At 47.2% G+C, this 21,889-nt stretch carries 20 protein-coding genes; 9 read left to right on the forward strand and 11 right to left on the reverse strand.

Annotated features, from left to right (window positions below):
* The first annotated feature begins 19 nt into the window (after window positions 1–19).
* The 3 genes from BGO59_RS11375 to BGO59_RS11385 all read left to right on the forward strand — a co-directional run bounded on the left by BGO59_RS11375 (window position 20) and on the right by BGO59_RS11385 (window position 3,523).
* Window positions 20–1,117 carry a Nif3-like dinuclear metal center hexameric protein gene (locus BGO59_RS11375; RefSeq protein ID WP_293683740.1) on the forward strand — a complete coding sequence of 366 codons (1,098 nt, stop codon included), beginning with the start codon at window positions 20–22 and terminating at the stop codon, window positions 1,115–1,117.
* Window positions 1,118–1,233: 116 nt separating this feature from the next.
* A complete protein-coding gene (locus BGO59_RS11380; protein WP_293683741.1) occupies window positions 1,234–1,989 on the forward strand; it encodes a C4-type zinc ribbon domain-containing protein in 756 nt (251 codons plus the stop codon).
* 76 nt (window positions 1,990–2,065) lie between these two features.
* Window positions 2,066–3,523, forward strand: coding sequence for a lipopolysaccharide assembly protein LapB (locus BGO59_RS11385; protein WP_293683797.1), 1,458 nt, complete (start codon window positions 2,066–2,068; stop codon window positions 3,521–3,523).
* 43 nt (window positions 3,524–3,566) lie between these two features.
* Here BGO59_RS11385 and pgk read toward each other — a convergent pair whose 3' ends face one another.
* From pgk to BGO59_RS11410, 5 genes are all read right to left on the reverse strand, one after another.
* Window positions 3,567–4,754, reverse strand: coding sequence for a phosphoglycerate kinase (gene pgk / locus BGO59_RS11390; RefSeq protein WP_293683742.1), 1,188 nt, complete (start codon window positions 4,752–4,754; stop codon window positions 3,567–3,569).
* A gap of 151 nt (window positions 4,755–4,905) precedes the next feature.
* Window positions 4,906–5,301 (reverse strand): PIN domain nuclease, encoded by a 396-nt coding sequence (locus tag BGO59_RS11395; protein ID WP_293683743.1) that lies wholly within the window; start codon window positions 5,299–5,301, stop codon window positions 4,906–4,908.
* On the reverse strand, window positions 5,298–5,513 hold the full coding sequence (locus BGO59_RS11400) for a type II toxin-antitoxin system VapB family antitoxin (RefSeq protein WP_080057347.1): 216 nt from the start codon (window positions 5,511–5,513) through the stop codon (window positions 5,298–5,300). Before BGO59_RS11400 ends, BGO59_RS11395 begins: the two co-directional genes overlap by 4 nt.
* Before the next feature lie 46 nt (window positions 5,514–5,559).
* Window positions 5,560–6,747 carry a hypothetical protein gene (locus BGO59_RS11405; protein WP_293683744.1) on the reverse strand — a complete coding sequence of 396 codons (1,188 nt, stop codon included), beginning with the start codon at window positions 6,745–6,747 and terminating at the stop codon, window positions 5,560–5,562.
* Window positions 6,744–7,706 (reverse strand): DUF2157 domain-containing protein, encoded by a 963-nt coding sequence (locus tag BGO59_RS11410; protein ID WP_293683745.1) that lies wholly within the window; start codon window positions 7,704–7,706, stop codon window positions 6,744–6,746. The genes BGO59_RS11405 and BGO59_RS11410 overlap by 4 nt, the downstream gene beginning before the upstream one ends.
* A gap of 90 nt (window positions 7,707–7,796) precedes the next feature.
* On the opposite strand from BGO59_RS11410, the gene BGO59_RS11415 reads away from it, so the two are divergent.
* Window positions 7,797–9,485, forward strand: coding sequence for a VRR-NUC domain-containing protein (locus BGO59_RS11415; protein ID WP_293683746.1), 1,689 nt, complete (start codon window positions 7,797–7,799; stop codon window positions 9,483–9,485).
* Between the two features lie 8 nt (window positions 9,486–9,493).
* A complete protein-coding gene (locus BGO59_RS11420) occupies window positions 9,494–10,834 on the forward strand; it encodes a hypothetical protein (protein ID WP_293683747.1) in 1,341 nt (446 codons plus the stop codon).
* A 22-nt stretch (window positions 10,835–10,856) separates the two neighbouring features.
* Here the strand turns inward: BGO59_RS11420 and BGO59_RS11425 are convergent, their stop codons facing one another.
* The gene (locus BGO59_RS11425; protein WP_293683748.1) at window positions 10,857–11,594 is read right to left on the reverse strand and encodes a class I SAM-dependent methyltransferase; all 738 of its coding nucleotides are present in this window, start codon (window positions 11,592–11,594) and stop codon (window positions 10,857–10,859) included.
* A 167-nt stretch (window positions 11,595–11,761) separates the two neighbouring features.
* On the opposite strand from BGO59_RS11425, the gene BGO59_RS11430 reads away from it, so the two are divergent.
* The gene (locus BGO59_RS11430; protein ID WP_293683749.1) at window positions 11,762–12,154 is read left to right on the forward strand and encodes a c-type cytochrome; all 393 of its coding nucleotides are present in this window, start codon (window positions 11,762–11,764) and stop codon (window positions 12,152–12,154) included.
* 88 nt (window positions 12,155–12,242) lie between these two features.
* Here BGO59_RS11430 and rlmB read toward each other — a convergent pair whose 3' ends face one another.
* Window positions 12,243–13,037, reverse strand: coding sequence for a 23S rRNA (guanosine(2251)-2'-O)-methyltransferase RlmB (gene rlmB / locus BGO59_RS11435; protein WP_293683750.1), 795 nt, complete (start codon window positions 13,035–13,037; stop codon window positions 12,243–12,245).
* A gap of 105 nt (window positions 13,038–13,142) precedes the next feature.
* Window positions 13,143–14,582 (reverse strand): GWxTD domain-containing protein, encoded by a 1,440-nt coding sequence (locus tag BGO59_RS11440; protein WP_293683751.1) that lies wholly within the window; start codon window positions 14,580–14,582, stop codon window positions 13,143–13,145.
* A 230-nt stretch (window positions 14,583–14,812) separates the two neighbouring features.
* On the opposite strand from BGO59_RS11440, the gene BGO59_RS11445 reads away from it, so the two are divergent.
* Window positions 14,813–15,583 carry a bifunctional 2-polyprenyl-6-hydroxyphenol methylase/3-demethylubiquinol 3-O-methyltransferase UbiG gene (locus tag BGO59_RS11445; protein ID WP_293683752.1) on the forward strand — a complete coding sequence of 257 codons (771 nt, stop codon included), beginning with the start codon at window positions 14,813–14,815 and terminating at the stop codon, window positions 15,581–15,583.
* A gap of 249 nt (window positions 15,584–15,832) precedes the next feature.
* Window positions 15,833–16,672 (forward strand): hypothetical protein, encoded by an 840-nt coding sequence (locus BGO59_RS11450; RefSeq protein ID WP_293683753.1) that lies wholly within the window; start codon window positions 15,833–15,835, stop codon window positions 16,670–16,672.
* 72 nt (window positions 16,673–16,744) lie between these two features.
* On the opposite strand, the gene BGO59_RS11455 is transcribed toward BGO59_RS11450, so the two are convergent.
* Both BGO59_RS11455 and BGO59_RS11460 read right to left on the reverse strand, forming a co-directional pair.
* Window positions 16,745–18,085 carry a DUF4249 domain-containing protein gene (locus tag BGO59_RS11455; RefSeq protein WP_293683754.1) on the reverse strand — a complete coding sequence of 447 codons (1,341 nt, stop codon included), beginning with the start codon at window positions 18,083–18,085 and terminating at the stop codon, window positions 16,745–16,747.
* A 105-nt stretch (window positions 18,086–18,190) separates the two neighbouring features.
* Window positions 18,191–19,144: a threonine/serine dehydratase gene (locus BGO59_RS11460; RefSeq protein WP_293683755.1), complete on the reverse strand. Its 954-nt coding sequence runs from the start codon at window positions 19,142–19,144 to the stop codon at window positions 18,191–18,193.
* Window positions 19,145–19,386: 242 nt separating this feature from the next.
* On the opposite strand from BGO59_RS11460, the gene BGO59_RS11465 reads away from it, so the two are divergent.
* The gene (locus tag BGO59_RS11465; protein WP_293683756.1) at window positions 19,387–20,280 is read left to right on the forward strand and encodes a sterol desaturase family protein; all 894 of its coding nucleotides are present in this window, start codon (window positions 19,387–19,389) and stop codon (window positions 20,278–20,280) included.
* Window positions 20,281–20,377: 97 nt separating this feature from the next.
* On the opposite strand, the gene BGO59_RS11470 is transcribed toward BGO59_RS11465, so the two are convergent.
* Window positions 20,378–21,700: a TolC family protein gene (locus BGO59_RS11470; protein ID WP_293683757.1), complete on the reverse strand. Its 1,323-nt coding sequence runs from the start codon at window positions 21,698–21,700 to the stop codon at window positions 20,378–20,380.
* Window positions 21,701–21,889: the final 189 nt, after the last annotated feature.

The following is a 21,889-nucleotide window of genomic DNA, read 5'->3' on the forward strand; positions in this document are numbered from 1 at the left end:
TCAATTTTCCCCATCGGATATGACGCAGATACGGCAGTTGACGGCTTATCTTGAATCGTTTGCCCCGTTAGCCTATCAGGAATCTTACGACAATGCGGGTCTTATCGTAGGCGACCCTGGCACTGACATTACAGGCGTTCTGGTTACTCTGGATGTAACTGAAGCGGTTGTGGATGAAGCGATTGCTAAAGGTTGTAACCTGATTGTTGCTCACCATCCTATCGTTTTTAAAGGCTTAAAAAAGCTGAACGGCAAAACGTACGTAGAACGAACGGTTATCAAAGCCATCAAATACGACGTAGCCATCTACGCAGCCCATACCAACTTAGACAATGTGGTGGGCGGAGTTAATTTCAAAATTGCGGAAAAACTACAGCTTACTAATGTTCACATTCTGGCCCCTAAAACACAGGTGCTGAGTAAACTTGTAACATTTGTTCCTCCAACAGATACCCAGCGAGTACTGGATGCGTTGTATGCCGCTGGGGCTGGACAAATTGGGGAATACAAAAACTGTAGTTTTCGCACGGAGGGTACAGGAACCTACCAACCTGGCGAAAGAGCAACTCCCACCATTGGCGAAATAGGCAAATACCACGAAGAAACAGAACATCGAATTGAGGTCATCATACCAACCCACCAGCAGGGTCAGGTACTAAACGCCCTTCGACAGGTGCATCCGTACGAAGAAGTAGCGTATTATCTGACCACGCTCGATAATCAGCATCAGGAGGTGGGTTCTGGCGCTGTAGGCGAACTAGCGGAGCCTTTATCTGGTGAAGCGTGGCTTTCGTATTTGAAAAAGAATATGCAGCTTAACCTCATCCGGTACACTCCTCTACCCAGCTGGCCTATCCGGCGTATTGCGGTTTGCGGAGGTGTCGGTAGCTTTTTATTACCCGATGCCATACGGGCTGGAGCCGATATTTTTGTAACAGCCGACTACAAGTATCACGAATTTTTTGATGCCGACAACCGCATTGGCATCTGCGATATTGGTCATTATGAAAGTGAGGTTTTTACGAAAGAGTTGATTAGCGGGCATTTGGCAAAAAAATTCACTACTTTTGCGGTAATTTTATCTGAAACGGATACCAATCCGGTTCGATATTTTTAATGAATAGTGTATAATGAATAATGTAAAGTCCACAAGCTATTGAAAGTCAGTGGATTATAACATAGGTCATTATACATTAAACATTATTCATTATACATTAAAAACCAATTTTCCGAATGGAACTGACGATTGCGCAAAAATTAGACGCTCTCCTTAAACTACAATCGCTTGACTCTCAACTAGATGAACTAATCAAAATTCGGGGTGGGCTTCCCGAAGAAGTTCGTGACCTGGAAGATGATATCGCTGGCTTCGAAACCCGTATTGGCAAGTTTCAGGCAGAAATCAAAGCATTGGAAGAAGATATTGAGCGCAATCGCGTTGCGAAGAAAGATGCCGAAAAGCTGATTAATAAGTACAAAGATCAGCAAATGAACGTCCGTAACAACCGCGAATTCGACGCGATTTCGAAAGAAATCGAATTGCAGTCGCTCGAAATTGAACTGGTTGAAAAGCGTGCTAATGAAGCTCAGTTTCGGGTACGCGGCAAAGAAGAGGAAATCAAAACAACTCAGGCAGCTCTCGATGAGCGCCGGGAAGATTTGAAGGCCAAAAAGCAGGAACTGGATCAGATCACTTCCGAAAGCCAGGAAGAAGAGAAGGAAATCATCAAGCAACGTGAATTACAGGCAACTACGATCGAGACTCGTTTGCTAAACTCGTATAACAAAATTCGTGGCAATGCTCTTAATGGCTTAGCCGTTGTTATAGTCAAACGTGGTGCCTGTGGGGGCTGTTTTAACGTCGTTCCGCCCCAGCGGCAGGCCGACATCAAAGACAAAAAGAAAATTATTGTCTGCGAACACTGTGGCCGTATCCTGGCCGATGTAGAAGGTGTTCCCGAACCAGCCCCTGTTGGCCGTGGTCGGTAAGTGTCTATCTCCAAAAGCTGGTAATCAACCCGGTCTTGGGAATTATTTTTTATCAGGAGCACCGGGTCTACACCCGGTGTTTTTGTTTCTATTTCTTTCCCTCCCAGCTAGTCTTTATGCTCAGGGTTTTACCTGGACTCCAGGTCTGCTGCGAGCCTATACCGATCTGCAAAAACTAAAGGTGCAATCGGCTCAGCAAATATTAGTCCGAGAAGCCCCCTCAAATGGCATCCGTATATTTCTGGACGATTATGCGGATATGCTCGTACTGGTCACCACCGACGATGATAAAGCGTTTGCCCGATTAAGTGATCGGGAAGATGATCGGCTCGATGAACTAAACGATCTGGACAAAAATTCTCCCTGGCAACGAGTTACGCTGGCCGAGGTACGGCTGCACTGGGCTTTTGCCAAGCTCAAATTCGGCAAAGAGATCAGTGCCAGTTGGGATGTAATTAAGGCGTATAAACTTCTGGTCGAAAATCAGAAGCTGTTTCCCGACTTTTTGCCCACCTACAAATCATTAGGGACACTGCATATCATGATTGGGTCGGTACCTGACAATTACGCCTGGGTGGCCCATTTGTTAGGGTTGCGGGGCACCATCAGGCAAGGTCAACAGGAATTGGTACGGGCTCAGCAAGACTCTATCTTTCGACTGGAGACACGCCTGATCGACCTTATGGTACGCGCCTATGTCCTGAAATTCACCGATTCCGAAAGCCAGGTAGTGCAACAACTCGTCAATGAACATGCAGACAATCTGCTTCTTCATTTTTTTGGGGCTACCATTGAGCAGAAGGCAGGTCATAGTGAACAGGCTCTTAGCTATTTACTGAAACGCCCTACAGGCTCCGCCTATCAATCGCTGCCCATTATCGATAACATTTTGGGAGATATTTACCTGCAAAAAGGTGAATACGGTATAGCAAACGATCATTTTCAGCGCTTTCTTACTAGTTATAGAGGCCAAAATTTCCTGAAAGATTCGTATTACAAACTATTTCTAAGTCACTGGCTTGCCGACGAACCAGACGCCCAAAGCCGACCATTTCTCCAAAAAGTACTCACCACTGGTCGAACAACCGTCGAATCCGATAAGGCTGCCCAGAAGTTTGCCGAAACGTACGTTAAAAAAGGAGCCTCAGCAAATCAGAAAGTGTTGATGCGAGCCCGCCTGGCTTCCGATGGCGGGTTTACCGATAGTGCACTGGCTTATCTACGTCCGTATACCGAAGCCAAATTTACTTCCGCAGCCGAAAAAGCAGAATATAATTACCGAATGGGGCGCATCTATCAACGACGCAATGAGCCTGATGCCGCTATACCTTATCACAACCAAGCCCTGACACTCAGCGAGCCGGAAGGCTTGTCGTTTGGAGCAACAGCCGCTTTGCAACTAGGTTATATTTACCAACAAAAAAACGACCGGAAACGCGCCCGATCGTTTTTTCAGAAAGCCCTTAGCTTCAAGCGTCATGAATACAAAAATAGCATCGACAACAAAGCCAGAGCGGGATTAAGTCAGTTGTAGCGTTGTTAATCTTAACTGGCTTACTTCAAAGCGAGCTTTATACCTATTCCAAGGCTGCAACACCTGGCAGCGTTTTCCCTTCCATATATTCGAGCAAGGCACCACCTCCCGTCGAAACATAGCTTACCCGATCTCCGTAGCCAGCCTGGTTGACAGCCGATGCCGAATCGCCACCACCAATGAGGGAGAATGCGCCATTCTCTTCGGTAGCTTTTACAACGGCCTCAGCGATAGCGTTTGTGCCATGCGCAAAATTCTCAAATTCAAACACACCCATTGGACCATTCCAGAGGATCGTTTTCGAGCTCAGTACGATGTCGGTGAATAGCTTGATCGTTTCAGGACCAATGTCAAGACCCTCCCAACCATCAGGAATCTCGCCTGTAGCTACTACCTGGCGGTTGGCATCGTTCGAAAAATTATCGGCACACAGGTTATCGAGGGGCATATAGATTTTTACGCCTTTTTCCTCGGCTTTTTTCAGTAGTTCGAGCGCCAGTTCCTGTTTATCAGCTTCAAGTAGCGACTTACCAATCTGTCCACCCTGTGCTTTTGTAAAGGTGTAGGTCATACCGCCACCAATGATGAGGTTATCGACCTTATCCAGTAATTTCTCGATAATCAGGATTTTATCGGAGATTTTAGCCCCACCCATAATGGCTGTAAAGGGCCGCTCAGCATTATCCAGTACCTTTTTGGCATTATCAAGCTCAGCCTGCATGACATAACCGGCAACACGGTCCGTAAAAAACTGCCCCATTACGGCCGTACTGGCATGGGCACGGTGTGCCGTACCAAAGGCATCATTTACCCAAACATCGCCCAGTTTGGCCAGTTTTTCGGCAAAAGCCACATCACCTTTTTCCTCTTCTTTGTAAAAACGCAGGTTTTCGAGCAGCAGAATCTCACCCGGTTGCAGGCTGGCAGCCAGATCGGTAGCCGACTGACCGATGCAATCGTCAGCAAACTTTACTTCGCGGCCAAAGGCTTCGTTCAGCGCTGGAATTATGTGTTTTAATGAATATTTCTCTTCGGGACCACCCTTCGGCCGACCCAGATGCGACATCAGAATGGCAGCACCACCATCGTTAACGATTTTCATCACCGTCGGGATAGTCGCTTTGATGCGCGTATCGTCGGTAATATGATACTCTTTGTCGAGGGGCACATTGAAGTCAACCCGGACCAGGGCTTTCTTCCCGGCAAAATTGTAGGAATCTACGGTTTTCATGCGACTGCGTATGGTCGTTGGTTTGCGAGGCCAAACTTAGCAGTTTTTCAGCAGACACAAACAGGAAGTTCATGCTTATGTTCGAAAGAAAGAGGACCATGTCGGGCGTAAGCATGCAACTACTAGTTGTCAATGGCTAGCCATAAACTGTTCAGACTTGAGCAATTCGTAGGGAGGTAAAGCGGGCAATCTGATCAAAATCGGCGTCGTTATGCAGGATTGGGATGTCGTAGAAAATAGCATAATGGGCAATCAGACAATCGTTCGGTTTACGAATCGTCACGCCTTTTTTGCGCAGAAATCGATAAATAGTTGCAGCCTCAACAGCCGCTTCAATGGGGTCTATTTGCAATACAGGATGAGCTAGCAAACTTCTTTTTATTCGTTTAAACTGATTGTCAACATGTATTCCCTGAAGAACTTCCTGTAAAATAGTAGGCGTTATATATAGTAAGCCATTTTGAAGGATGAGTTCTGCTACCTGATCGGTCCTGGCATCCCGAACATCCCGTAAAAAATCAATCCAAACCGACGTATCGACAATCATTTATCCCAGTCGTTTGGAGTTAGGTCAGTGCGCATTTGTTCTAAATCGCCATCCCACTGCACCTTTCCACGTAAAGACAACAAATCTCTACGATGCATCATTTTTATATATTCTTGAAGCGCTAATTCAATGATCGCTTTTTTTGTCTTAGAACGGCTCAGTTCCATTGCTTCTTGAAGCAAATCATCGTTTATATCAATATTTGTCCGCATAACTTTTCAGTATTTCCATACACAAAATTAAAGAATTTTATACACATCAATAGTTTCCTTCACTTCCTCCACCGCCGAAATTACCTCCCCCAAAACGAAGATCGCTTTTGGGCTGATGGGCTGCCCCCGCTGCTTGAACAGCCGATGCGGTTGCGGCATTCAGGAAAAACTCATCGGGCGAATCGTCATCCGGGGCATCGGTGAAGCCATATTTTGGTGTACTTATATAGCGAATACAACCCACGGCAATCCCGATTAAAAGGAAGCCTCCAATAGTAAGAGCCACATTGAGCGGCACCAATGCCGTGTAGTCATGAAGGGTTATAACAGCCGCAATGATCCCAAGAACGCCCAGAATCAGGAGCATTCGATTTCGTCGTCGTAATCCCTGCCACAAATAGATCCCCGGAATCAAAAACGTTAAGATCCAGAATAACCATGCCAACGAAATCTGGGGCGCTTCTGACTGATGCAGGCTGACCGGACTAGCCCGAAGTAGCAACCCATTCAATTCACGGACCACAAAGTAGTTACCGCTGGCAGCCAATACGATGAGCGAAACCCATTGAGCCAGATTGAGCGGATCGGTATAATATACCTCTCTGGGGTTCCGTATATTAACTTGCCTGACTGTCAGATAGATCAGTATCGAAACTCCCATCATAATAAACGGCAAGGCATCTTTTCCCCAGCTATAGGTTAGCAATCCATCGAAAATGCCCGTATACAATGTACCAAGGGTAAACAACGCCAGTAGGGTGTCGCCATAATAGCCCAGAACGAGCAGTAGCAAGGGCAGCGTCAGAAAGCAGTGTTCGGCTGTCGATAACCCATTAGGCAGTAATTGATTAAAGCCAAATGCCAGAAATCCGGTCGTAGTGACCACAAACGCATTATCGATCCCATTCCGGTACAGCAGTTTCTTATTGATAAGCAACTGCCCGACTACCCCTATTCCGATTCCCGATATGATGTTGAAGATGGCATAGGTCGTTGACATGGAAAAGATCGAAAACATGCTGGCTGGCAACAAGTAACACGCCAGAATAGCTACCGTCGTGAACAAAAACAGCCCGATTTCGAGAAAGCCGTTCGTCTGTCGAAATTCGACCGGATAGGTATTTCGCACCGCTTCCATCTGGCTCTCCGATAGCAATTGCTGTCGATACCAGCGCTCGGCCTGCGCAAGTATCTCCCGGTTATAAATCCACTGTTCATTATAGGCTTTTATCATTTCGCATTGCGTTTAGGCAACTGACTCATCAGGTAATACACCAGGGCAATACCAGTCAGAATAAAATACCAGTAATAGGCTTCGTCGTCCAGATGCAGATAGTAAAAAAACAGGTAGGTAGCCCCAATGTAGCCATACACTACGCTCATCAGCAGGAAGAGAAACGATTGCTCCTGGCGGGCAAACCGATCCAATACCACACAAGCCGCAGCCAGGCCAACCGCAAATCCAATGCGCAGTTCCTCAAAGTTGAACAATCCACCCAGCAGAGCCACCATCAGCAGGTTACCGGCCATGGTCAGATAGGTGTAGGTAAAGTGCGCTTTGATCTTTCTGCGCTGTAGCACAAAGGCTAAGGCAATCAATACCAGCGAGAGACCGATGGCTGAAAAGACGGTAGGCCGATCAAAAAAGTTCGTTTTAAAATACAGTTCCAAAGGTCGAACGGTGACCCCTACCCACGAAATCAACGCCGTTAGAGCCATTCCTAAAATACCTCGATGATCAAACCGATAGGCAATTGGTAGAAACAGTAAAGCGGGTAAGAGTGTCACCAGACCATACCGTCCCCCAAACACGTTGTATGCGTACTGGGCATAGCCTTCGAGGGTAAGAAACAGCAGACAAGCCAGAATCAGGGCATAATCGCCAAATGTAGACCGACTTTTGGTTTCGCTGAGCGTCCAGTCAGGTCGGTATCGCCAGGCAAAGAAAAAGCTCCCGAAGCAGGCTATTGCAATGGCGGCCAGTAGTGCTCCGTGCCCGATTTGATCGAAGTTATCATACACCAGCAACCCCAAACCCGAACTGAGCAGCAAAATACCGATATATAGCATGGAGCGCAGTTCCCAGTGAACAGAAAATGGCTTTTTCTGCTCAATTTCGGCCATCTTCGCCTGTTGTTCCGTCGGTAAAATACCTTGCTTATTCAGCGCGGCAAGTATGTCGGAAGGGGACATAAATACTTATTTTTTTGTTATATTGAGAGGGTGTAAACCCGCTCCGTGATTGCGGAATTTCATCCATATGCCGCATCACTGCCTTACCACATGATTGGACGACAAAAAGTTATACTAACCCCTCGTTATTACCTCGACAATTTCCGGTATGTGCTGGACTTTGTCAAACGACTCTACGGTGGTTTATTAAACGAAGCTGAATGGAATTTTGTGCATCAGTTTGAAGCGCTCAGCCAGGATGCACAGTGTCTATATGTACGATTCAGCAATCGCAAAGGACTCTTTTTTCGCGTTAACAAACTACAATATACCGAAATAACTGACCTACCGGCCGCTACCAGCGAGCTCCTTAACACTGGTTTTATTGAACAACTAGCCGCCAGTCATACCCATTTAGGTGAAGAGGCCCTGGGCGTTTTTACCAAACCGGAGCTTCTGGAACTTCTGCCACTCGAACCGGAAGAGCTCAGACCATTGGCGAAAGAAAAGAAGGAGGCTGTCATTCGGTATGCCCTGCAAGAACTGGATTTTGGCGAAATAGTTACGAGCCTGACCACCCACGAAACTGTGGTCAAGATGAACTTTGAGGCCGAAGGCATGATGATCAAATACCTGTTTTTCGGCAATCGAAGTGGTAACATGACTGAATTTGTCGTGCGCGATCTGGGTATGGTCAACTTTGAGCGATATGATGAAAGTAAACTAACGGCGCGCTTCCGAACCCGCAAAGAAGTAGAAGATAAGCTGCTTATTTCGCTCACTAACGAAGAATTCCACGATCTGAAAGAAGCTGAGACGCCAGCCGACGACATTTACAACTGGTTTCTGAACTGGAATGAAACTCGCCCGGAGCTGACCGAAATCGCCATTCCGGGTTATCAGAAACTGGTGTGTCGGGTAGGCGCATTTCTGGAACGACAAAAATTACCGGAACAGGCTCTGTCGGTTTACGAACTTTCGGACCGCGTACCGGCCCGCGAACGGCGCGTACGGCTGTTGTTTCGAAATGGTTCTGTCGATGAAGCCCTGGCACTCTGCGACGAAATTGCCCTGAATCCCCTAAATGCGGAGGAACGCTATTTTGCCAACGACTTCCGGGATAAAATTCTGAGTGTGGGCGAAAAGAAACGGCCTCGCAAAGCCACCACTCGCTTTCTGCTCGATGCCGAGAATGTCAGTATTCCAGTGGCCTATCGGCATCATGTCGAAGCAGGGGTAATGAATTATTATCTGGAACAGGAATTCGATGCAGCCTTTACCGAAAATTATCCCTGGCGCGGCCTGTTCGGGCTGGTTTTCTGGGACATCATTTACGATGCCAATGTGTCGGCTATTCACCATCCGCTCCAACGTGCCCCGTCGGATTTCTACCTGCCCGACTTCTATCTGAAACGCGAGGACTTACTCAAAAAACGACTGGCGGAACTAACTACTCACGACGACTGGCGACGGCACACTGGCCGAATGTTCAATGCGAAATATGGCATCACAAACGTACTGGTCGATTGGTCGGATGAGTTGCTGACACTGGTCCAGCGTATTATCGATCTCCTTTCTGTTGAACAATTACGACTCATTCTGCTCGAAATGGCCCGCAACGTCCGTGAGCATACACGCGGTTTCCCTGACTTATTGATCTGGAACGAACAGGGTGCATACGAGTTTGTAGAAGTAAAATCACCCACTGACCATCTTGGTCCTCAACAACTTCACTGGTTAGAATTTTTTCAGACCATTGGGGTCTATGGAAAGGTACTCCGAGTAATCTGGGAAGCCTGATAGCCAGCTTGATTGATCATTATCAATCAGGCTGGCTTTTCTACACGTATGTTAAAATAGAGCTATCTTGCCAGACTTATTACTTTTCACGCCTTTTCATGAATTTACGTTTCTGGTCATGGCTATGGGTATTCGCAGTTTTACTAAGCCATTTGCCAACTGTCAATGCCCAAATCACAATTACGTCGGCACCTAGTACTGCTTGTTTATTTTCGCCTATCAGCATCGCATATAACAGTGTCCAGGCTGGTACCCTATATGTCTATCTGTATAACTCAGGTACCGCTGATTATGGTTCTCCCAAACAAATGCAGACTATTTCTACGGGTAGCAGTCTGACTGTCACTATTCCTGGCAGTCAAATAGCAGGTCAGTCTATTATCAGGTTAACCAATAGTACTACCGGACATACCGTTACTGCTCCGATCATAATAAATGCAATTCCCGTACCTCCAATAATTGCCAATGTATTCGCTTATTGTCAAGGGACTGTTGCTTCTCCTCTTGTTGCCATAGCTAGTAATGGAGGTACATTAAATTGGTACGGAACTAGTGCCGTTGGGGGAGAATCTTCATCAGTTTCACCAACTCCACAAACATCGATTGCGGGCTCGACCACCTATTATGTTAGCCAAATTGCTAATGGTTGTGAAAGTCCCAAAGCCTCTATTTCAGTCGTCGTTAGGCCTACACCCAGCTCCCCATTAACTAGCTCTGTAACGTATTGTCAGGGTAACCCGGCAAACACATTAACCGCAACAGGAAGCAATTTAGTATGGTATACATCTCCAATAGGGGGAACGGGAAGTTCCGCGGCCATTACTCCCAGAACAAACACTGCTGGCATCTATAGCTATTATGTTAGCCAGAGTATTAATGGATGCGAAAGTCCACGAGCCGCTGCTAATGTGACTATCCATCCTATACCCTCACTAACTATCACCCCATCAGATCCTATAGTAACACCTACACAAACTAGTTTAACCCTTTCAGCCATTGCTTCCACATCGGCCTTAACCTGGTCAACTACTGAAACAGTATCCAGCATTATGGTCAGTACGGCCGGACCGTATTCTGTAACAGCCCTATCAAACAACGGTTGTCGTGCCGAAGCTAGTACGTATGTTACTCAGCTTGCACCGGGAGAAATTTACACGACAAAAACAGGAGACTGGAGCGAGCCGTCGGTTTGGTCTTCAAACCAAATTCCTGGCAATACTGATCCCGTACGGATACGGCATTCGATTAACTTACCTACAGGTTTTCAAGGCCATACCGGATTATTGACTTATGCTGTGGGTGGACAACTAATAATGCAGACTAGCAGCGGTTTAAAAATGGGGCTTTAACGTAATCCATTGGCTATACCACTCAGACCTTTCCCACCCGCAGGAAAATCGGAAACCGGACCTCCCGTTCCTCAGGTCCCCAAGTTTGTTTCAACTGCTCTCCTAAATCGGTAACCGGGTCTGATTCGTTTTCATATATATACTGTCGAACTGCCGACCACGTTCGCAGGTAATTCAGAAACCGCTCCAACGACCAGGTTCGGGTTGCTGTAAACTGTTCCCTTTTGGCATCTGCAAAGGGGAACGGTAAACTCTCGTAGGCATGATCAATGTGCTTACGCTGAGGGTCCCAGTAAGGGCCTATCCGGTTTCGGTAGAAATCAATCAAAATTGGGGCCAGGTCGGAGCCAGGTTGTACCAGCCCATACCCCCATTCTGCAAGAACAGCACCTGGCTTAGCTACGCGCCGAACCTCCTGATGAAACGCCTGGATGTCGAACCAGTGAATCGCCTGTGCGACTGTAATTAAGTCAAACGTATGATCCGCAAAGGGAGTATGTTCAGCCGTTGAGAGCTGATAGTGGATATTCGGTTTCTGCACCGCTTCGGCCAGTTGCTTTTCACTAATATCGGTGGCTTCAACTTGCGTAAAGAGGTCGGCCAACGCGCCCGCTACTTGCCCATTTCCCGTTGCACAATCCCAGGCTATATGACGATTATTGACATACTGGAGTATAAAATCATACAAATCAGCGGGGTAATCAATTCGGTATTGGGCGTACAGATCGGCGTGGCCAGAGAAACGGTCGAGCGGTTGCATACATTTTATTTTGGCAAATATTAAACGTTTTGTCAGAATAATAGTCTAAGACTTATAGGAAAAACCGTAGCCAAAATTGGGTTATCATTCGAAACCATCTATTTTTGCGCGTCTGACCTTGTAACGTAATAAAATTCGTTTTTTCCATTTATCGCTTACCGATTCTTATGAAAAAATTCTTTGGCCTTCTTATCGCTTCGGCTTCGCTGGCCGTAGCGTCCTTCGATGCTAACGCTCAGGCGCCAGCCGATATTCCGGCAGATATGAACGCCCTGATGACAAAATACACCTGTATTGCCTGCCACCGTCCTAACCAAAAACTGGTCGGTCCAGCCTATGCTGATGTAGCAAAGAAGAACTATTCGAACGAGGAAATTGTGAAGCTGATTTATACCCCTGTTCCATCGCACTGGCCAGGTTATCCGCCAATGGCTCCGATGACGCAGGTTCCGAAGGAAGATGCCATGAAACTGGCCGTCTGGATTAACTCGCTTGATGGTGGTCCTAAAACCACGACAAAGAAAACCACGACAACCAAAAAGACAACGAAGAAGTCGTAGTCGTGTAACATCCAATTCGTTCATAAAAAAGTCGTTCCTGAGCTCAGGAACGACTTTTTTATGACTCAGACTTTCACTAATTCAATTACTAAACCGATACCTTTAAACTCCGCTGGCGCACAGCTTCGTATAAAATTACCCCTGTAGCTACTGATACATTGAGCGACCCAACCGCACCAAGGAGTGGAATCTTCACATGAGCGTCGGCCATTCGAAGTAGTTCGGGCGATATACCATCTTCTTCGGAACCCATGATTACGGCAATCGGCCCGGTCAGATCGGTAGTGCGCTCGTAGAGGTCACGACTCGACTTTTCCGTACAAGCCACAACCGTAATGCCACTTTCCTGAAGGTATTTTACGGTTTCGGTCAGTTCGGGTTCCCGGCACACCGAAATATGGTTCAAAGCGCCCGATGAGGTTTTCATGGCATCGGAATTAATGGCTGCCGCACCACGCCCCGGAATAACAATACACTGTACGCCAGTACACTCGGCCGTACGGGCAATGGCTCCAAAATTTCGCACGTCAGTGATTCGGTCCAGCAATAAGATAAACGGCTGTTCCCCCCGCTCATAGACATCGGCAATCACGTTCGACAGCTTAACATACTGAACCTGAGCAACCAGACATATTACGCCCTGATGGTTTTTGCGGGTCATTCGATCCAGCTTCTCGACCGGTACGCGCTGAATAGTTACCCGATTCTGAAAGGCCAGGTTTTGGATATCAGGATTGCTCAACCCCTTTTCCATGTAGAGTTTATCAATCTGCTGATCGGAACGCAATGTTTCGATAACGGATTGAATACCAAACACCATTTCGTCGGGCTGTGGACGAAATTGAGGACGAGGGCGAAAATTACGCTTGAATTGCTGGGGCATTTGTTTTCATGAAATGAATAATGGATAATGAGCAATGAATAACGGAGTTAAAGTGACTATCACCTGCATTATTCATTGTTCATTATCCATTATTCATTAAAAAGTTTAATCGCGGATGGTGCCGGTTCGCCATGCTTCGACAATCGGATACCAGATCGGCTGATACTCGATATAGCGGACCAACTCATAATGATCTTCTACGAACTGGTTGGGCTTTTTGGTGAAGGTAAAATTCACCTCCGAAACATTGGCCCGGCGATTATAAACCCATACTTCGCGCTCTCGGTTCCGTTGTACCCGATCAGGCGGCCCCAGTACGATGTAAATCATACCTTTATCGGTCTTCCAGCCTTCCTTATAGGTGGTAAACAGGCGGTTTGCTTCTTCAACCCGGTCGAAATAAGCTTTTAAAGTCCGTTTGGCCACCTCTTCATTGCCCGCCATCAGGCTCAACCAATATTTATCGAACGCTTTTTTAGTATCCTGCGCCTGATTCAATTCACTGATTTCGGTACTGGTACTCATGTACAGTACAGGCTTGATCAATTTTTCGGGACGGGTCAGTTTCGGGAAGCGCTTGTCAGCAACTACCAGCCCGATTCCTGAGGCATCCGTAGTATCTTCTACAAAGTAATACAAGCCTTCATGCGGTAACACAAACGGCTGATTTGTAGTAATTTTCAGCGTTGAATCGATGTTCAGCGATTTAGCTGTCGGCTTGGGAGATGTGTTCATGGGCGACGAAGCCGCATCAAAATCATGCCGATACCGGACGCCATATAGTGGCTTATTGGCCCCACTAACATCCCGAAGAATAATGGTGTCGCCTACGTTTGCGAAGTTTTTCAACTGGGGTTGAGACCCGTGTCTATCGAAGAGGGTGACCCGATCACTCAGTTTGGTTCCGGTAAACCGTAGCGACAGGTCGTTACGAGCCTTCGTACCGTTCATCGTTTCGGTAATTTCCGTCAATAAGACAGCATTGGCCACGCCTTTCGGTCGTTTTACATCAAAGGTTAATGTGAGGTGGTCAGAAGCAGCACCTACGTTCTGTGTCGATAAGGACACCGTTGAATAGCCCAATCGCTCACGGTTGTTGTAGTCGGGATACATGACGTAGGCGATCTGAAAATGCTCAACAAAATCGCTGGGTTTCAGAACGGCCTCTCCCATTGGGTTTTTAGCCGTGAGATCCATATAGACCCGTACCGTCGACGAGTCGACAAACAGAAACTTACCTTTTATGGACGTAACGACCCACTCCCCGCCTTTCATCGACATAGCCGGACCTGTTCCTATCGCTGGGCCATCGGCAGCCTTCACCGGAGCAGGTGTTTGTACCGTTGCCGGACGAGAATCGGCAGGTTGAGCCGCTCCTTCAGCCCGCTGCGGTTCACCAACACGAACCGTTGGTTTGCTGGGTTGATTTCGCTGTGCTTCGGTGCGGGCATCGTAGGCCGCATTGACGCGTGCCTGTTCCTTTTTTTTGTTGCTGGCACAGCCGAACAACAGACCAAGTAGAAGTAAAAAAGACAGAATTCGCATAAACAAACGTGGATGTCGGACGAAAAAGTCAGACGAAAGTTGGCAATGTTTTGTTCCGCAAATGCGTTCCAGATTCGTGTCTGGGATTATAGTTTACTAATAACGAAAAAACAGGGGTGTTCGACTTATATACCCTATCATTTTTCTTTCGGTTTACAAAAGAGTAATTTTGTCGATTCAATTGCAATAGCCGACGGGCTATAGGTTCAGGCCCGCGTCCCTACTAGATCATGTACAAAACTACAGAAATAACCTCCGCCGAAATAGCTTCCGATAATCCCGTTCATCAACGCCTGCTGTTTCCGTATGTTGAAGCGGCTCAGATGGTCAGCGGTAATGTACTCGAAATCGGTTGCGGCTGGGGCCGGGGACTCGAATTACTCACCAAAGCGGCCAATCATTATACGGGTATCGACAAGAATCAGGACCTGATCAACGCCCTACAAGCCGAATACCCTCAGTCGACATTTATTTCGGCAAACATTCCTCCATTGCGTACCCTTGCTGACAATACGTTCGATTACATTGTAACGTTTCAGGTGATCGAACATATTGAGAACGATGATTTGTTTGTGAAAGAAGCCTATCGCGTACTTAAACCCGGCGGCAAACTACTCCTCACAACGGTCAACAAAAGTTTCTCCCTCACCCGCAACCCCTGGCACGTACGGGAGTATTACGCCGATGGCCTGAAAGCCTTAATCACCAAATACTTCCCTACGATCGAGACGAAGGGTATACATGGCAACGAAAAGGTGATGACCTACTATGAGCAGAATAAAGAGTCGGTTAAAAAACTAACCCGATTCGACATTTTTAACCTGCAATACCGGCTCCCTCGCCGACTTCTGCAAGTTCCTTACGATCTGATGAATCGTCTGAACCGAAATCGGCTCCTCCAGGCCGATGGACTAGCCGCTCAAATAAATTACACCGATTATCAGGTTAGTCAGGACCCGGCCGGAAGCCTCGATTTCTTTTACATCGCCACAAAAAAATAAGCTGTTCTTAAGCACATCGCCTACGTTTCTATTTCATAGATTCATTTTTTCGATTTTGTTAACCAACTTACCTATGCAAGCCTTGTAAAACATCATTTACAAGGCTTGTTCTTTTATTTTCTATGCCTATTCCCGAAATTTATCGTTGCTTTTCCGGATAGGTTCAGTTAATTGATAATGTAGGTTACCAGAAAACGTTTCCGCTCGGGTACTGCAATACCTTTTCTATCAAAAAAGCCGCTGACGTAGATGCAAACGATTTTCAAAACGGTTGTCCGATTATTGGTATTAACCCTCCTGTATATTGGAGGCATCCGTTGCAGTAAGACTGACCAGGTAGAGCCCGTAAGGCTACGATTAAAACAGGTCGATGGTGTTCTCGCCGACTCTCCATTCCGTATTCACACAATTTACACCTATGATAGTCTGAATCGGCTTAGCACGATTGCCCGAGCCGACAGCAGTTTCACGACCATTTCGTATAGCAACCCTGACAAACAATACATTTTTTATGTTGATTACAGTAGCAATGATCGAACGCGAGGAGCCCTGACCCTCATTGATCCGTACAAGTTGGACCAAAACACGATCCGAGGGTTACAATACTACTTTGGTGGAAAATTTAACCCGGAAGCCACCACAACCAGTCTTTACAACGGAACGGGTATTGCGTTGAAAACGCATTTTAACGACTTTATCTATTCGCTGGATACCAGTAAGCATTTGATTCAGTATAGTTCATTTATACCTCCTCGCCACGATATATACTCCCAATCGGATTACGTATATACAAAGGACAATATCACGTTGGCTACGAATACCTATTTTGTCGTCTATACCAACCAGGTTCGCTCCAAGAACGAAATCTCTTATGTGTATGACACGAATACCAATCCTTTATCTGGGCTGTTCGATCTCAGTATAGACCCTGAATTTCGTTTCAGCCAGAATAATGTGATTAAAAAATCGCAGAACAACCTCATTTCTAATTACACCTATGTGTATAACCAGCAAGGTTTACCCGTTAAACGCACTGAGTCCCGAAATGGGAATACCTATGTGATGAACTACACTTACGAAGAATACTAAACAAACGGTTAATAATCAGACGCTTATCAACCATTCAGTCTTCGTAAAAATAGCTTTTGTGGCTTTCAGCACTTAATCCCGCCAGCCTTCCGGTTTGAAAGGAGTTTGATGATCGGATTGTAAACAAGGTGCTAAAGGTGGGCGGTCAGCATTAGGCCAAAGCCGAACCTTGGCTTTATCCCGATCTTTAAGGTACGGTGGTGATGGCTCAGGATTAGGCTGACGACCATTAATGGCGAAAAAAAGGCCATCGCCAGTAGGTGTGTAGGCACCAGGGCGTCGAGTGGTATCAAAAGGAGCTGTGGCTCCATAAGCCAGTACCCCCTGCGTATCTTTTCGATCCAGCCAGTAATGAACCAGTGAAACTGCCGACGCCGAGAAATACCCGACAACGCCCACCTGCGGACGGCCTACCTGATGAACATTACCCACCAAAGCCGTTGGGGGCGTGTCGGCCAACCCGCCCGTATGCTGAGTCTGTTCCTGAAAGCGCTTATAATATTGGTAAGCATCCGCAGTTAATGAATACTGGCGGATATCGACCAGACCAGGCGCATAATCATAAAAAGGTACCTGGGCCACCCGCTGCTGACTGATCAGAGCCCCATCACTAAATTTATCATCGAGCACAACGATGTCGTAGCCGTAGACGATTTGCCAGCAGGGTGTACGACAACCATAATCATAGATCCAGTCCTCATTAGGCACTTCCGGGGCTTCTTCACCTGCCTTCCCGGCTCGGGGGCTGAAACAATCTTCATACAACTCAGTGCCTGTTACAAAGTAGTCGCGATCTTTATACACGTTTGGCAACACTTTGTAAACGGCATAAACCCCTTGCCGACAGCTATGACACCAATTTTGGCGCTCCCATAGTTTCCACTCCCAGCGGTAATAGTTATGCTCAGTAACGGGGTCCTGGGTATCGATAACGATGTCGTGTGCCGCTGTGTAGCCCTTTAGCTGAGTTGGCGATAAACTGTTCTGATTAAATGCCACATGCACATCCGAAATAGGCGCAACAGCCGACATTATCTGTTGAGTGGACTGATACTGGCTTCCGTCCGTAAGGGTGAACTGGAGTTGGTAAGCATGGCCAATCTGTCCTTTAAAATCACTGGGAAGCTGGTAACTACCATCAATCGTTTCATGACATTCGATGGTTTGAACGGAGTCGACTACCACGGAAACTATAGCATGGGGCACCGGAACGGTACTGTATTGGCCAGTTAGCCGATCAGCTTGTGCCCGCTTTAGTGTAATTATCTGCGGTTCGGCCCGATTGGTAATTGTTCCATCGACGATCAGAATGGTCGCCGTACCGTATTGAGCTAATTCTTCCGGGTAAATACAGGCGAAAGGTAAAATCAGGGCAAAGCTATAAACCACTAAAAAGCGAAACGTTGAGCGCATGGCTGGAGGTTAATCCATTCTAAAACTACGCTGAACTTGTATTCTACTTTCAGAATCAATCCAACATGTTCAACTTTTCATGAAAACAACGAAATACGCTGCCAGTCAAAATGGTAACTTCCCTAAATCAACATTGCCCCCTGTCAGGATAATGCCAATTTTTTGCCCCGCAAACTGATCTTTGTGCTTCAGTACAGCAGCTAACGGCACTGCACTCGATGGCTCGATTACAATTTTCATCCGTTCCCAAACCAATCGCATGGCGGCACTAATTTCGGCATCCGAAACGGTCAAAATATCCGCAACGTGTGCCCGAATAATGGCCAGTGTTCGTTCGCTCAACGTAGTCATCAGGCCATCGGCAATGGTATTGATATAGGGTGCTTTTTCAACCCGGCCGCTTCTGAACGACACTATGGCATCGGCCGCGCCTTCGGGTTCTCCGGCAATAACCCGTGTAGTAGGCGAAAGATAATGAGTTGCCAGGGCCGTCCCACTCAACAAACCTCCCCCACCAACGGGTGCCAGAATGGTATCGAAAGGTACATTCTGGCGGTCAGCTGCATCTTCGATCAGTTCTTTTGTGGCAGTGGCTTGCCCGGCAATAACCCGATCATCATCGAAGGGATGAACCAATACGGCTCCGGTTCGTTCCATCACCTCCCGCACACCAGCCTCCCGGGCATCGAGCGTTGGTTCGCATTCTATTACTTCGGCACCATACCCTAGCACAGCCTCTTTTTTAACCTTAGGGGCCGTTCGGGGCATAACGATATAAGCCGGAAGCCCAACCTGTCGGGCGGCAAACGCAACTGCCTGGGCGTGGTTGCCCGATGAATGTGTTGTAATCGCTTTCCCTTCCTGATGCTGAACGACCTGCAATATGGCATTCAGGCCACCCCGCGCTTTAAACGCCCCTATCTTCTGAAAATTCTCGCACTTAAAAAACAGATTGGCGCCTGCCTGCTCATCGATAGTTTGATTGGTCAATACGGGAGTGCGATGAATATAAGGCCGGATGCGGTCGTGAGCCGCGAGGATGGTATCGAATGAAATCATGGAAATGACAGCTACTAAAGCGTCCAAATTACGAAGAAAACGGGGTAATCGTTTGTTGAGTAAATCTATTTACACTGTTTTGTCCAGTTAGAGTGGGGGCAGATTTAAGAACCTGCCCCCACGAACGCAAACAACTTCTAAGTCCTTACTACCCGTCCACCGTAACGGAAAGTCAGAAACCCCATTCTGGCTGTTGACAACCACATGCCAAGGCCGTAACTTGCATGAAAGTAAGATTAAATATGAGAGATTTAATTCAACTTGCCATTCCTGGATTTGTGATTCTGCTGGTTGCCGAGGTAGTCGTGACGGTCAAGCAGCAGAAAGATTATTACATGACTAAGGACACGGCCAGCAGTTTGTCGATGGGAATCGGCAATGTCATCATCAGTGCGTTGATTGGGAAAGCTATGGTGTTTGGCTCGTTTACGCTAGTCTATCAATTTCGGCTGTTTACGATTGATATGACCAACTGGTGGGCCTGGGTGATTTTGTTCTTTGCCGAAGATTTCAGCTACTACTGGTTTCATCGAATCAGTCATAGTAGCCGATATTTCTGGGCATCGCACGTTGTGCATCACTCTTCCATGAAATACAATCTGGGGACAGCACTTCGCCAAACCTGGACGGGTAATCTGTCGGGGGCTTTCATTTTCTGGCTGTGGTTACCTTTACTTGGCTTTCCGCCTATTGCGATCATGACTATGCAGTCGATTAGTTTGTTGTATCAGTTCTGGATTCATACCGAACTCATTAATAAGTTTCCAGCCCCAATTGAAGCCATTTTCAATACGCCTTCGCACCACCGCGTACACCACGGTTCCGACCTGGATTACCTCGACAAAAACCACGCGGGTATTCTGATCATTTGGGATCGGCTGTTCGGTACCTTTCAGGAGGAGCGTCATCGTCCTACCTACGGGCTGACGACAAATATTGATACCCATAATCCGGTCAGAATCGCGTTTCATGAGTGGGTATCGATCGGACAGGATTTGCGTCGGTCGCGATCGGTCCGGGATGCGTTAGGCTATCTTTTTGGTCCTCCCGGCTGGAGTCACGATGGTTCACGAAAAACAACGAAGCAATTACGGGCACAACAAAACGCTAAGGTTAGATCGAAGGTTGAAGCCTAACACGTGCCATATGGGTGCCCGGCCACTGGTCGTTCCGCCGTCGTGAATACGTCTGGATGCCTGGTTACCACCCCCGACTACTATTGTCAATTTTCCACTAGAAGAATTTCGTATTGGTTACGTAATTGACCAACTGCTGCGACTGAAAGAGGTTGTTCATCAGGTCAATGTTATTGAGCTGAGCCTGTTGGTACGTCTTTATTTTATCCAGATAATCGAGCAGACCAATCATACGCGCGTTATACGCTTTTGTGGCTTCAACCGAAATATTCCGAATCCGGTCCAGGTAGCCATCGGGCCGTTCGTTGAGTTGGGCATAATAGGTATTCAGCTTGTCGTAGGCATTCAGGACATCGCTTTGAACCACAACCTGCTGATTGTCTAAACCACTCGTTACCGCCTTCAGATTCGTTTCGGCCGACCGGATTGCTCCCTGATTCCGATTGTGAACAGGCAAATCCATCGACGCCTGAAAGCCCAGAAAATTCACATAGGCATTCCCGTATTTCTCAAACAGCAAACCCGTTGTCAGATCGGGAGTGCGACGCGCTTTTTCCAAAGTCAGGCTACGCTGAGCATTGTTGATCTGTTCCTGCGTAATGGCAATATCCGGCCGATGGGCCTGAGCGGAGTCTAACGCTGTTGCCAGGGGCGGAGCAGTCCTCTGAAGTGTCGGTAATTCGGAAGGCAGGATGAACGTTTGGGCAGGCTGACGCAGCAACACCCGCAATGTTGCCTGCTCATCGGCAATCTGAGTACGGTAATTAGCCTCATTCGCCTGAAGGTCACGAAGGGCTACTTCCAGCCGGGTAACTTCGTAAGGAGCCACCCCACCCGACTGAAGTGCAATCCGATACGATTCGAGCAGCCGTTGTTGTCGCGCCAGTTCGTCTTCAAACAAACGCAGTGCCTGCAAATCATAATACAGGTTGGCGTAAGTCGAATACAACTGGTAGTGTAGTGTGCGCATCAGGTCGCGAAAGGCCAGTTGAGCCAGCGATTTATTACTTTCGGCCAGAGCAACCAGTTTGCTACGCTTACCCGCCAGTTGAATTACCTGTTGCAGTTGTACGGCATAATACCCACTGTTGTAAATCCCGGCATCCATATCAGCCTGCGATGGACGACCAAACGGAAGGACTTTATGGGTCTGCGGGTTATATAGGTTACCCTGAAACCATAGATTCGGGTTTGGTCGCAGACCAGCCTGGGTAATGGCAGCATCAGCCATATCGATCTGGTAACGTTGGGCAAGTAGCTGAAAATTTCGCTCCAGAAACAATTGCTCTAGCTGGGGCAAGCTTTGTCGAATCGTATCGGCTGGTGTTGCAGCTGTTTGTGCGAGCAATGGTGAACCTACGCCCAAACCCAGCAGGAAAGCACTAAGAAAACAGGCGTAATAGAATCGAAAACGGAACATACTGGGAAAGCGGATTAATTTTACCCGACTGATTAGGGTAGCAAATACCACTCTGCCCGTTAAGGAGCTGTTAAAGCCTGATTAATTCTTGCTTAAAAAGAAAATCTGGCCTAGGAGTTAACACTTATGATATACATGGTAAAAACGCTTATGTACGCATCAGCGCCATTAACCCGTAATTTGTGTAAC

Origin of the sequence: Spirosoma sp. 48-14 (assembly GCF_001898575.1) — a bacterium.
Lineage (GTDB): Bacteria > Bacteroidota > Bacteroidia > Cytophagales > Spirosomataceae > Spirosoma.